Origin of the sequence: Paenibacillus sp. FSL L8-0502 (assembly GCF_038593055.1) — a bacterium.
Lineage (GTDB): Bacteria > Bacillota > Bacilli > Paenibacillales > Paenibacillaceae > Paenibacillus > Paenibacillus polymyxa_D.
Genome location: NZ_CP151958.1, coordinates 4,069,039 through 4,081,544, shown reverse-complemented (window position 1 = coordinate 4,081,544; position 12,506 = coordinate 4,069,039). Strand labels below are relative to the sequence as shown.

At 41.2% G+C, this 12,506-nt stretch carries 10 protein-coding genes; 9 read left to right on the top strand and 1 reads right to left on the bottom strand.

Annotated elements, in window-relative coordinates; all coding sequences use genetic code 11:
* The first annotated feature begins 323 nt into the window (after positions 1–323).
* The 4 genes from NSQ57_RS17750 (at position 324) to NSQ57_RS17735 (ending at position 5,163) form a co-directional block, all read left to right on the top strand.
* Entirely contained in the window at positions 324–1,010 is a 687-nt protein-coding gene (locus tag NSQ57_RS17750) for a restriction endonuclease (RefSeq protein ID WP_342425101.1), read from the top strand.
* Positions 1,011–1,022: 12 nt separating this feature from the next.
* The gene (locus NSQ57_RS17745) at positions 1,023–2,840 is read left to right on the top strand and encodes a DUF4209 domain-containing protein (RefSeq protein ID WP_342425100.1); all 1,818 of its coding nucleotides are present in this window, start codon (positions 1,023–1,025) and stop codon (positions 2,838–2,840) included.
* A gap of 319 nt (positions 2,841–3,159) precedes the next feature.
* Complete coding sequence (locus NSQ57_RS17740) at positions 3,160–4,107, top strand: hypothetical protein (protein ID WP_165081848.1); 948 nt, start codon at positions 3,160–3,162, stop codon at positions 4,105–4,107.
* On the top strand, positions 4,108–5,163 hold the full coding sequence (locus tag NSQ57_RS17735) for a hypothetical protein (protein WP_342425099.1): 1,056 nt from the start codon (positions 4,108–4,110) through the stop codon (positions 5,161–5,163).
* Positions 5,164–5,373: 210 nt separating this feature from the next.
* On the opposite strand, the gene NSQ57_RS17730 is transcribed toward NSQ57_RS17735, so the two are convergent.
* The gene (locus tag NSQ57_RS17730; RefSeq protein ID WP_165081852.1) at positions 5,374–5,598 is read right to left on the bottom strand and encodes a helix-turn-helix transcriptional regulator; all 225 of its coding nucleotides are present in this window, start codon (positions 5,596–5,598) and stop codon (positions 5,374–5,376) included.
* Positions 5,599–5,706: 108 nt separating this feature from the next.
* Between NSQ57_RS17730 and NSQ57_RS17725 the strand changes: the two genes are divergently transcribed.
* The 5 genes from NSQ57_RS17725 to gdhA all read left to right on the top strand — a co-directional run bounded on the left by NSQ57_RS17725 (position 5,707) and on the right by gdhA (position 12,439).
* The gene (locus tag NSQ57_RS17725; RefSeq protein ID WP_052452895.1) at positions 5,707–5,973 is read left to right on the top strand and encodes a hypothetical protein; all 267 of its coding nucleotides are present in this window, start codon (positions 5,707–5,709) and stop codon (positions 5,971–5,973) included.
* A 358-nt stretch (positions 5,974–6,331) separates the two neighbouring features.
* Positions 6,332–7,726: a TldD/PmbA family protein gene (locus tag NSQ57_RS17720; protein ID WP_342425098.1), complete on the top strand. Its 1,395-nt coding sequence runs from the start codon at positions 6,332–6,334 to the stop codon at positions 7,724–7,726.
* A gap of 3 nt (positions 7,727–7,729) precedes the next feature.
* Entirely contained in the window at positions 7,730–9,073 is a 1,344-nt protein-coding gene (locus NSQ57_RS17715) for a TldD/PmbA family protein (RefSeq protein ID WP_342425097.1), read from the top strand.
* A 216-nt stretch (positions 9,074–9,289) separates the two neighbouring features.
* Entirely contained in the window at positions 9,290–10,681 is a 1,392-nt protein-coding gene (gene thrC / locus NSQ57_RS17710; RefSeq protein ID WP_342425096.1) for a threonine synthase, read from the top strand.
* A gap of 381 nt (positions 10,682–11,062) precedes the next feature.
* The gene (gene gdhA / locus NSQ57_RS17705; RefSeq protein WP_029515556.1) at positions 11,063–12,439 is read left to right on the top strand and encodes an NADP-specific glutamate dehydrogenase; all 1,377 of its coding nucleotides are present in this window, start codon (positions 11,063–11,065) and stop codon (positions 12,437–12,439) included.
* The last annotated feature ends 67 nt before the right edge of the window (positions 12,440–12,506 follow it).

Sequence of the window (12,506 nt, the reverse complement as noted above, 5' to 3'; positions counted from 1 at the left end):
TTTATAATTTTCAACCACCAGTTGAGCAAAAAGATTTTTGACCAATCCTATAATGTATTACTGATATGTTATCAACGACTCCTTGTTTTTTACAGAACACAAATAATCTCAGTCTTCTCTTAAATTAGAAGATGAAATGAATTAGGTCCTTGGTATTATTCAAGGGCTTTTTTTGTTCCATATATCCCCATGAATATGCTATAGTGTAAGAAATAAAGAAGATTTATGCAGAATTTAATAGGGGTTTGGCTTTTTTTATTTCCTTGGTCGTGGGTATATAGTCCTTTGATATAAATTGAGATATTCCAATGAGGTGAAAGTAAGTGGCAAGAACTTATTATGCAGAAGGCAGGCAAGCTGCTTATGTATTGAGAGGGTTATTTATTATAGTCGGTCTTACTATTTATTTTAAAATACCTGGTCTACATTGGGGGTACCTTTTTGGCATCTTACTTGGCTCTGTGATTCTTGGAGAAATATTTGGATCGATGTGGACACGAAAGCAACGACAGAAAAAGAAAAGTAAGGTCGCTGGTACGAAAAAAACTGGTAGGAGTAGAACTGCTAGCACGAACAATGGGGTAAGCAAGGCAAAAGGGAAAATAACGAGTAAAAAACTAACTGATGCACAGATTCTCCAAGCTAATGTAGATACACTATCAGGAACAGATTTTGAACGATTAATGGAGCTTTATTATACAGATCAAGGTTATTCAGTACAGCGAGTTGGTGGGTCAGGTGATCATGAAGTTGATTTGATCCTCAAAGGTAAAGAGGGCTATAAAATAGCTGTTCAATGTAAACGCTGGAAGCGTGATGTCGGGAATGATATAGTACTCCGGCTCAAGGCTGGTAAACAGGTACATGGTTGCTATGATGCTTGGATTGTGACGACGAGTAATTTTACAAAGGCTGCTAAAGAGGCGGCGGATAGGTTGAACATTAGGCTGATTAATGGGGTGGCGCTTGCTGATAGGCTAAAAAGGTGGAAAAAGAATCGTGTAATATAGGAGGGCGAACCTTTGTTATCCGAAAATATCAATAAACAAGATATTGATGGTGTCTTTTGGGAGAATGTTATTTCTGTTGTTGACAGTAAAGAATGCACCTCATATTATCCTTTATTTTATCAAAAAGCGCGTGAAGCCAAAGAAGCAAAAAATAAATTGGAATATCAGGTATATGAATTGTTAGGGATGATTACCTCATTCCATTTAGATACTGATTCTAACAACATGTCTAGTGCACCGTTTAGTTCTTCCGTAATTTTAAATGAGTCTAGGAGCGCAAATCTAGAAGATCTTAGTGAGTTTGATCTGAATCTACTTGATTTAATTGTTGAAAATATAATTAATGCTGAGATGAGAGCAAGAGTAGCGGATATATTATGGGTTATGAAACGAGATTTTAAGATCGCTGCTTTAGCCGTAAATTCGTACCTCGAATCTTTTTGGAATTTAATTGATCCAGAAGACTGGACGGGTTGCTGCACTAGAATAGAAAGAGCCTTGCAGATAGCTGTTTTATTGGGACGAAAGAATACCCCTTATCAGTCAAGTATTGATACAGTTGAAAAAGCACTAGACAAACTAAATGGTAACGATCCCTTCTATTTATCCGAAACGTTAATGGAATTACTCATACAATATCGTGAAGGTGATCCGCTAAAATATTCTAATTTGTCAGAATCAATGGCGTTACAATCGGAAAATGATAATAATATGGCGAAAGCAAGAGCATACTGGGGAATTTGTGCTCGATGGCACCATATAAGAAAAGATAAAGATAATGAAAGAAAAAAATTGATTTGTTTAGCAGAAACGTTTGTTAAGGAATCAGAAAATGAGATCTCCCGAGAAAAACCTATTTATACGAAGGCTTCAAATCATTTAATAAGTGCAATTGAAGCGTTGAGAAGAGCTGGAAATACGAAAAGTAGAATTGACGAAATCCATAAAGTGTTAATCAGGTATCAAAAAAAATCAGTTTCGGAATTGATAGAGGTATCGAGCGGTAAAATTGATATAAGTCATTATGTAGAAGAAGCAGAGAAAATAGTAAGTAATAAAAATTTAATTGATGCATTGTTTGCCTTGGGTACGCTTGGGAAGCCACAAGATAAATCAATTTTAAGAACACAAGTTGAAAAATCATCTAAGAAATTTATGTTTCAACATCTTTTCACTTCTGTTGCAGTAAATGAAATGGGTAAAGTGATGGAACGTCAACCATCGATGACGTCAAGTAACCCAGAAGAAGTTGAAGCAGCGATAAGAGTTGAGATGTATAAGAAAGGTCAATATTTCCGCTTTCTTCATACACAAGGCTTAGTTGATCCTGCAAGAAAGAAAATTTCATTGGATCATTATGTTAAAATTCAAGATTTTTATCCAATTGTGTATAACAACCCGTTTGTACCAATAGGTCGGGAATTGATTTTTGCTCAAGGACTTCAGCAAGGTATAAATGGTGAATTTCTGATTAGTTCTCATCTTTTAATCCCTCAACTTGAGAATTCGATAAGGCATATCCTCTATGAATCAGGATATTTAGTGTCTGGAATAGATGCTCAGGGGATACAAGATGAACGTAATTTAAATTCCTTATTATATCTACCAGAGCTAGAAGATCTTTTGACAGCGGATATAACCTTTGACTTGCAGGGACTTTTAGTTGAGAGATTCGGCAGCAATTTAAGGAATAGGATGGCTCATGGACTTCTAGATTATGATCAGTTCTACTCATTTGAATTAGAATACCTGTGGTGGATTACATTGCATCTTTGTTGCCTTTATAAGTCTATCTATATAAGAAATATTAAAAATAACGTCCTAGAATAAATGAAATACAAAAAAACATATTTGTCGTATAAAGAATTATCTTTATACATCGGTTTAATTTGAGTCTGTTTTTTTATATTCATGCTCTTGATGTTTCAAAGGTGATAGGCTTGGAAAGTTGTGTTTTGCAAAAAAAGAGATTGAGTTATTGATATACTCCAACCGAGAAAATGTTTGCAGGAATTTAAAGGTGAATCATCATGCTAATAAAGCTAACCTGTAGCACTGTATATTTGTATGGCAAGAACCGTGTGACAGAGATTCATAAGTGTTTAACTTAATTAAAAATTATTCTTATACTTAGGGGATACTCATGATAATGTTCCGTTTACATCCACCGTTTTTAAATATACCTGAAGAAAATAATTTCTCTGATATGTGGGAAAATATTTGTTTGAAATTGCTAAAGCTTGAGAAGGGGACAAATAATATTCTTAGAAGATCACCTCCGGAGTCTGGAGTAGACCTTTATTATGAGGAGGAAAAAATAGCTTATCAATGCAAATGTGTTATTCAAGATAGCGGAAAGTTTAATATAAAAAAAGCCAAAGATTCTCTAGAAGCTGCTCTAAAAATAAAAGATGAATTACTTTGGGAAAAGTATGTCATTTGTACGAATATTAATTTAACTGGATCACAAATAAATCAATTGAAAAATATCTATTCTGGTGTTGAAATAAGAGACAAAGATTACTGGATTGGCTTATGTGAGAAATACTATTCCTTGATAAAACACCATTTTAATACCGTGTTAAGAATTCCTGAAACGAGTATTGTTAATCATTTCAACACACAAATTAACTTACCTAAACATAAAAAAAATTATCTTCAAAGTTTGCTTCTAAAAGGTAATAATATTAATGTACTTTTTTATACTAAAAAACATGACACTCTATATGAATTAACTGTGTCTTTACATTATACAGTGAGGGATTTGATTATCCTCTTAAGAGCTAGAATGAATCTTACTAAACATTATTCAGAACAAATTGTTGATGATTCTGAAATTACAGAGGTTCTGAAAATTGATAATGTTGATTATTTTTTAGGTAGTGGATCAGAAGATCAAACTTTAAAGCAATTAAATATTCAAAATGGAGCTATTATATGTTATGAAATTTTGGTTTATTTGAACGAATTTGGTATAACTATTCCTTATTTATTGCTAAACAATAAATATTGTAGGAAAGAAAATTTTGAGACTAACATAGTACAAAAAGTTTTTAGTGAGTTTGATCGTAGTATTTCGGGAGGAAGAGATGATTAAATGGGAAGTAAAATTAAAAAATTATTCTTATTTGGACAAGTCTCCAAATACTCTCTAGAAGACTTTGAAAGGAAAGAAATGATAGCATTTGATTACTACAAATCTTATACAAATTATATTAATAAACATTATCCATTCCCTAATGGTTTAGTATTTGAATATGTAGAGAAATTTTCAATTAACGGATCTGCATCGTATGAAAAAAATAAATCAGTGATTAGCATAAATGTTGGAACAATACTTAGAATTTATACATTGTTTTATAATATACTATCGAATTTTTCTATTATTGAATCTTTAGATCATTTATCTAAAGACCACATTAATATACAGAACATTTATACTTATAATGATGAATCTATACCGTATTCTTACAATTATAGTTATCCATTAAACAGAGAAAGGATAATTATAGCGGAATACATGGCAATGTTTGCAATCAAATTCATTATTAATCATGAAGCAGGTCATCACATAAATGGTCATCTGGGATATATCCATTCTATTACTTCATTAAAGATGATAGATCCGATAAGGGAAGATTACTCGAATATCATACCTACTTTAGACCTTCAAACAATTGAAATGGATGCGGACGCTTTTGCCATTGCCCAACTTGTAAGAACTTTACTACTAACAACGCAAGACAAATTTATTTCAAACTATATTGACGATTTCGCCACCTTTATTAGAATGTTCGTTTCCTCTATTCATCTTTTGTTCCTACTTATGGATCAAGGTACTCCTAAAAGTATATTTAATACTCATACTTCTAACTATCTTCCGGCATTAATAAGAAGTATATTAGCTGTAGATTGTATGGAAGAAAATTTAAGAATTGTGTTTCCAAATATGATAAATCACGATTATTTACAAGAAATCTCAACCGATTCCTTATTGAAAGCTAATGAATACTTTATCAAAATAAATGGAAATAAAAATTTCGATTCTTTAGAAGATTATGATATCGCTTATTATAATAGAGTAATTAAAAAAAATTGGAAGCAACTTAGACCAAAGCTACAAAAATATGCTACTGTAGATTTGGCTAAATAGTGTTATGGGTTGCTGATACTTGTATTCGATTCAAGGCTTCACTTTTTCACGATTACTATTACCGCAAGCTACTATTTAATAGGATTTCAAAAAGCAGTTTCTCAATAAATAGCTTCTACTTATGCTTAACAGGCCATTTATATAGTCTTACTTTTTTGTCATTTATACTAGGACTAAGTAAATGGCTCCTGTTTAAAAACATTTAATTCTTTAGTTCTCCTTTATCTCAACCAGATCAATAATTTCCCGAATATCTTCAATGTTCATAGCTTCGGCTATTCTTTCGATATGATTAAAATTGATGCTCTCACGTTTCCCAGATTGAAGTTCGCTTAGAGCAGCGTGTCGTACATCAGATAAACGTGAGAGTTCTCTCAAGGAAATATTATGTTTTCTCGTAATTTCGTTTATTTTCACAATTACTTTCTTTGCCATTAGGGTTCCCACCTTATTTTACAAATTTTTCTTGACGATACGCATAAACGTAACATATAATTTTTGTAAAACTGGTACTCATACACGTACCAAAAGGTGGGGAATATTTTGACTTCTCAGAGTGACATGGTAGCAGAGTATGAAAAGTTAGTAGAACTTGAAAAGCAATACACAGCGAGGATTCAAACTTGTATTAAATTACTTGGAGATGCGTTTAACATTATTGCTGCCAAAGCAGGAGCGTTGAGCATGGATTCAGTTAAGGAAGCGGCTTATTATTTACACTCAACGGAAATTGAACTAAACCATGTTTTGTACTATATCCGTTTAGAGAAAAGTATTTTAACTAATCAGTTAGAGATTGAAACAAAATGAAGCAAACCTAAGCATAGCAGTGGAGGGGACGGAATCGTTCTGAAGAAGCGGAGCGATCGGAAGAATGATCCGTCCACGTAGCGTCCTTACATGCACATACGTGCTCAATCCAACCAGTAATCAAGCAACTCAAGCTAACCTGACATGACCTTTCAAGGTCTGATCAGGTTTTTTCATTTCAATCCCCCCATCCCCGCGAATAAATCTTCAAGCTCCACCCAACACTTGCCACCCAGATAGTTACACCCACTCCCAACATCATGTATAGTAAAGTTATGGGAAATAAACATGAACCCGCATATGATCTTGATCGCTTAGACGTACAATATGAAACATGGCAAAAATGAGGAGGAACGTGATGATACATCCAACACAGATTCAGGATATGCTGCAAGCCGCGTTGGAGACGGGCGGGGATTTTGCAGAGGTGTTCGTCGAGGACCGTACCAATGGACAACTGGGCATGACCGGGGGCGTCGTGGATACGGCGCTGTCAGGCCGAGATTTTGGGATTGGTATTCGGATCATAAAGGAGCGTTTTTCGGTGTATGCGTACACCAGCGATATGAGCGAACAGAGCCTGATTCGACTGGCCAAATCGGCTGCCAAGGCTATTCGCGGTGGTGGAACGCCAGGTACACACACCATTACCCTCCATCCCCATGCGATCCCTAACCAACATCCAATTGCGATCATCCCTGACGGTTCGCAGAAACGTGCCAAGATCGACATGATGAGACGGGCGCATAAGGCGGCAAGCCAATATGACCCTTCCATCACGCAAACCTCTGTTGGGATTAGCAACTCGATCCAGAACGTCTTGATCGCCAATAGCAACGGGCTGCTGGTGGAGGATACCCGTACGTATACCCGCATGAGAATAAGCGCGATTGCGACTCATGGGGAGCATAGACAATCCGGGTTCCGTGGACCGGGAGCGTATGCTGGGACTGAATTTCTGGAGAATCTGAATATCGAAGAAAATGCCAGACACGCCGCTCGGATTGCGTCCACAATGGTCAAAGCGGGATATGCGCCTAGCGGCAGACTGCCTGTCGTGATTGAGAATGGCTTTGGCGGCGTTCTTTTCCACGAGGCGTGTGGGCATGGGCTGGAATCTACGGCGGTGGCGCATGGAACCTCCGTGTTTGCCAATAAAATCGGGCAGCAGGTGGCTTCACCGCTCGTCACGGCTATAGATGATGGAACGATTCCGAATGCATGGGGCTCGCTCAATATCGATGATGAAGGGGCACCAACACAGCGCAACGTATTGATCGAGAACGGCATTTTAAAAGGATATCTGATTGACCGCATGGGCTCGCGCCAGATGGGTGTACCTGCGACAGGGTCAGGACGAAGACAATCCTATAAATTTGCGCCTGCATCCCGTATGAACAATACGTTTATTGCGAACGGGGATTCGACGCGTGAAGAGATCATTGCCAATACGGAGTACGGGATCTATGCCAAATCGCTGGGCGGTGGTTCGGTGAACACCTCGACGAGCGAGTTTAATTTTGCGGTTGAAGAGGCATACATGATTCGCAACGGCAAAATTGCCGAGCCGGTCAAAGGCGCAACGCTAATCGGCAAAGGGATTGAAACCCTACAAAATATTGATAAGGTCGGCAACAATCTGGATCATGGTCAGGGGATGTGCGGCTCGGTCAGCGGAAGTCTTCCGGTCAACTGCGGACAGCCGACAATTCGCGTGTCCGAGATGACCGTCGGCGGACGGAAGGGGGAATAGGCGATGAATATTCAGCAATTTCAGGAAGCATTGTTCGCCAAAGGCCGGGAAATGGGCTACGCGGATATGGAAATCTACTATGTAAATGGACGTTCTACCTCGGTAAAGGTGCTAAAGGGAGAGATTGACCAATATACCATCGTTGAAAACGGTGGACTTTCCTTCCGTGGTGTCATTAACGGCAAAATGGGCTACGCCTCTACGGAAAAGCTTGAACTGGATGTGATCGACTTTTTATTGGAGGAAGCACGTAGTAACGCGGACATATTGGAGAGCGAGGAGCAGGATGAGCTGTTTGCAGGCTCTGAGAGCTACCCTGAGCAGCCTGCCTATGCCTCAACGCTTGCTGACACGGCTCCTGAGATTCTGATCGAAGCGGCGCTGGAAATGGAGCGTACAGCGCTTGCCGCAGACCCACGGATTGTGATGGCTCGACATTGCTCGGTCAGCATTCGTGAGAATGAAGTCCTGATTGTGAATACCAAAGGACTGCACTGCCATCGTCACAAAAGTCTGGCGACCGCTTATGTGTATGTGATTGCAGCAGACCAAGGTGAGACCGTTACCGGGGGCTGGCATGATTATTCGCTGCGGAGCGTGGAAGAGATCGATATTGCGGATGTGGCGCATAGAGCCGTGAAAGAGGCTGTTTCCAAGCTGGGTGCGCACACGATCCAATCGGATAACTATCCGGTCATTTTCCGCCATGATGCAGCCGCGCAATTGCTGGCTGCCTATACGTCGGTATTTTCAGCCGAATCGGTGGATAAAGGCTTTTCACGCTTGGCTGGGAAGCTGGGGCAAAAGGTGGCAAGCGAACATATCACACTGATTGATGATCCGCTAATGGAGAATGTTCCGGTAGGCAGCACGTTTGACGCGGAAGGCAGTGCGACCCGCCGCAACGAGATCATCAAGGATGGAGAACTGCGGACGTATTTCCATAACCGCAAGACGGCCCGTAAGGCTGGGGTGGAGAGTACCTCTCATGCTTCCAAAGGCAGCTATAACGGTAAAATCGGGGTGTCGTATCATAATCTGTACGTGGCTCCAGGCGCGTCTTCGTTGGAAGACATGATTCGCAAGATGGATCGCGGGCTGATGATCGTTGAGCTGCAAGGGCTGCATGCAGGTACGAATACGGCGTCCGGTAATTTTTCGCTGGCTTGTCTGGGCTACTGGATTGAGCAGGGGCAAGTGGTCAGAGCGGTTAATCAAATTACCGTATCGGGCAACTTCTTTGACGTACTACAGCAGGTAGAGGAAGTGGGCAACGATTTGCGTTTTACAGGAAGCTGCACATCTCCTTCGCTCAAGCTGGCTGCACTCTCGATTTCAGGCTCCTAATGGCTGAAGCAGCCTGCTTTTTTTCAGACTTACGACCTGTTCCTGACGTTCTGATTGTCTAGCAATGATAGATGCCTGATGCATCGGGGTATGGTAAAGTAGGAGAAAGTCTTTAAAATATGAAAAAAAGGCTTGGTTACAGCACCGCGACAGGGTATTATAGACAATAATATATTCGAAAAAAGGTTCGAATTGAATTTTTATTGGGGGATGTATATGAGATATATAAGCACTAGAGGTCGAGTAGAAGCCAAGGGATTTATTGATACTGTGCTCATGGGGTTAGCTGACGATGGAGGTCTAATGGTACCGGAGCAGATTCCGACCGTGTCGGCAGCTACTTTGGAGCAATGGGCGACATTGAGCTACAGAGAGCTGCTGCTGGAAGTTTTTGCGCTGTATATCAATGATGAGATTCCTCGTGAAGATTTGGAGCAGCTGGTAGAGCGCAGTTATGCAAGCTTCCGCCATCCAGAAGTTACGCCAGTGAAGAAGATCAACGATTCCCTATCTATTTTGGAGCTGTTCCACGGGCCTACGTTCGCGTTCAAGGATGTGGCGCTACAATTCATGGGGGAATTTTATTCCTACGTGTCCAAAAAGCAGAATGAAATCATTCACATTTTGGGTGCAACCTCGGGCGATACCGGGGCAGCAGCGATTCAGGGCGTGCGCGGCAAGGAAGGAATTAAAATCTGTATTTTGCACCCACACCAAAAGGTGAGCAAGGTACAAGAGCTGCAAATGACGACGGTAGACGATGAGAATGTACTGAATCTGTCCGTAAAAGGGAACTTTGATGATTGTCAAAAGGTCATTAAGGACCTGTTTGCCGATCTGGATTTCAAAGCCAAACATCATTTGCGGGCGATTAACTCAATTAACTTTGTGCGCATTTTGGCGCAAACCGTATATTACTTCTATGCTTATTTCCGGGCACAGGAGTCTGCGGGTACGAAGAAGATCAATGTCAGCGTGCCATCCGGCAACTTTGGCAATATCTTTTCCGGCTTTCTTGCGAAGAAAATGGGTCTGCCCATCCATAAGCTGATCATTGCCACGAACGAAAATAATATTTTGGAGCGCTTCGTGAAGACTGGCGAATACCAACCGGGCGATTTCAAAAGCACATACAGTCCTTCCATGGACATTCAGGTGGCAAGCAATTTCGAAAGATACCTGTACTACTTCCTCGAGGAGGATGCGGCCAAGGTATCTGAATACATGAATAACCTCAAAACCGAGGGACGGATTGTGATCGGTGCAGAGGATTTGAAACGGGTGCAGCAGGATTTTGAAGCGCTCGGTGCTTCCAATGAGCAGTGTCTGGAGCTGATCAAAAAATACAAAGCCGAGTACGATTATTTGCTCGACCCGCATACAGCTTGTGGTATTGCCGCGTATGAGGCGTATAATGGCGCAGACGAAGTATGTGTGACCTTTGCAACAGCACATCCGGCCAAATTCGATGAAGCGATCCGTCTGGTGGACATCAAGCAGGAGTTCCCGGCGCAAATTGAACAATTGTTCTCGAAATCGCAGCATCAGCAGGTGGTAGAGCATGACGAAGCAGAAATTGTGCGTCAGCTTGGAGCCTTTTATGTGTAACAGAATGGGAAAAGAGGCTACGCCCTGTGCGCAGCCTCCTTTTTTATATCCATATTTTCCAGATATGATGTATGTATTAGTTTGAATTTGTTCACATTATAATGCCATATAGAGTAAGGTGTTAGGGCCTTAGAAATCGTGAAAAAAGCCCGTAAATCAAGGGATTTAGCTTCAGGAAACTAACAGGCAATGAGAGATTCATAGAGTTATTTAATGAAGGATACAAAAATCTTTTATAGACGAATTTGCTGTATTATTATAAAAAATCATGTATAGTTAACTAAATTTTATGAATACATAAGGTTCCACTCTCGAAGGTGCAGAATCAAGTCGTTCCGTCATTTAACAGAGGGGCTAATTATAAAAGGGGTGTATTAAGTAATGACCATGATCCGTCCAGAGCAGAGTCAACAAGCAGCAGCCGAATATGTGCAGTCCGTTTTTGAGAAGGTTATCGCGCGCAATCCTCATGAGAATGAATTCCATCAGGCCGTCAAGGAAATATTGGATTCGCTAATTCCGGTATTGGCTAAGCACCCTAAGTATATGCAGCAGGGGCTTTTGGAACGGCTAGTGGAGCCGGAGCGAGTCATTACCTTCCGAGTACCTTGGGTGGATGATGCGGGGGTTGTACAGGTCAACCGTGGCTTCCGTGTGCAGTTTAACAGTGCGATAGGGCCTTATAAAGGTGGACTTCGCTTCCATCCGTCTGTATATCTCGGAATCGTCAAGTTTTTGGGTTTTGAGCAGATTTTCAAAAATGCATTGACGGGTCTTCCCATCGGTGGTGGTAAAGGCGGCTCGGATTTTGATCCCAAAGGGAAATCAGATAACGAAGTGATGCGTTTTACACAAAGCTTCATGACGGAGTTGTATAAATATATTGGTCCAGATGCCGACGTTCCGGCAGGGGATATTGGCGTAGGTGGCCGCGAGATCGGGTACATGTTTGGACAATACAAACGGATTCGTGGAGGACATGAAGGCGGCGTTCTGACGGGGAAAGGGATTCATTACGGAGGCAGTCTCACACGTACGGAAGCGACCGGCTACGGTTGTGTGTATTTTGTAAACGAGATGCTGCAGGCTCAGGGATCGTCCTTTGAAGGAAAGCGCGTCGTCGTGTCGGGATCGGGGAATGTATCCATTTATGCGATTGAAAAAGCACAGCAGCTCGGTGCTACAGTCGTGGCATGTAGTGACTCGAATGGCTACATCTATGATCCAGACGGTATCGATCTGCAGCTGGTGAAGCAGCTGAAAGAAGTGAACCGTCTGCGGATTAGCGAGTATACGCAAGAGCGTCCAGGCGCAATCTATACAGAAGGCTGTTCGGGGATCTGGTCGATCCCATGCGACATCGCACTGCCATGCGCCACTCAGAATGAAATTGACGAGCAAGCAGCTCAGTTGCTGGTAAGCAATGGCGTAGAAGCTATAGGCGAAGGTGCCAATATGCCATCCTCGTTACAGGCCATTGAAGTGTTTTTGGACAATGGAGTTCTGTTTGGGCCAGCCAAGGCTGCCAATGCAGGCGGAGTAGCCGTGTCGGCGCTCGAAATGTCACAAAACAGCATGCGTCTGTCTTGGACCTTTGAGGAAGTGGATGCCAAGCTGCATGATATTATGAAAAATATCTATGCTAACAGCGTAAAGGCGGCTGAGGAATACGGTGTGCCGGGCAATCTGGTTGTCGGAGCCAATATCGCAGGATTTGTGCGTGTGGCTGACGCAATGCTGTCACACGGAATTATTTAGCACAACGGAACATAATAAAGTTGAATTGAAGCTGAGCGGCTCTTGTGCGAGTCGCTCAGCTTTTATT

Bases quoted from the DNA above. Each gene is read 5' to 3' on its own strand.
- NSQ57_RS17735 (WP_342425099.1), top strand. From the start codon at position 4,108: ATGGGAAGTAAAATTAAAAAATTATTCTTATTTGGACAAGTCTCCAAA.
- thrC (WP_342425096.1), top strand. From the start codon at position 9,290: ATGAGATATATAAGCACTAGAGGTCGAGTAGAAGCCAAGGGATTTATT.
- NSQ57_RS17740 (WP_165081848.1), top strand. From the start codon at position 3,160: ATGTTCCGTTTACATCCACCGTTTTTAAATATACCTGAAGAAAATAAT.
- NSQ57_RS17720 (WP_342425098.1), top strand. From the start codon at position 6,332: ATGATACATCCAACACAGATTCAGGATATGCTGCAAGCCGCGTTGGAG.
- NSQ57_RS17730 (WP_165081852.1), bottom strand. From the start codon at position 5,598: ATGGCAAAGAAAGTAATTGTGAAAATAAACGAAATTACGAGAAAACAT.
- NSQ57_RS17715 (WP_342425097.1), top strand. From the start codon at position 7,730: ATGAATATTCAGCAATTTCAGGAAGCATTGTTCGCCAAAGGCCGGGAA.
- gdhA (WP_029515556.1), top strand. From the start codon at position 11,063: ATGACCATGATCCGTCCAGAGCAGAGTCAACAAGCAGCAGCCGAATAT.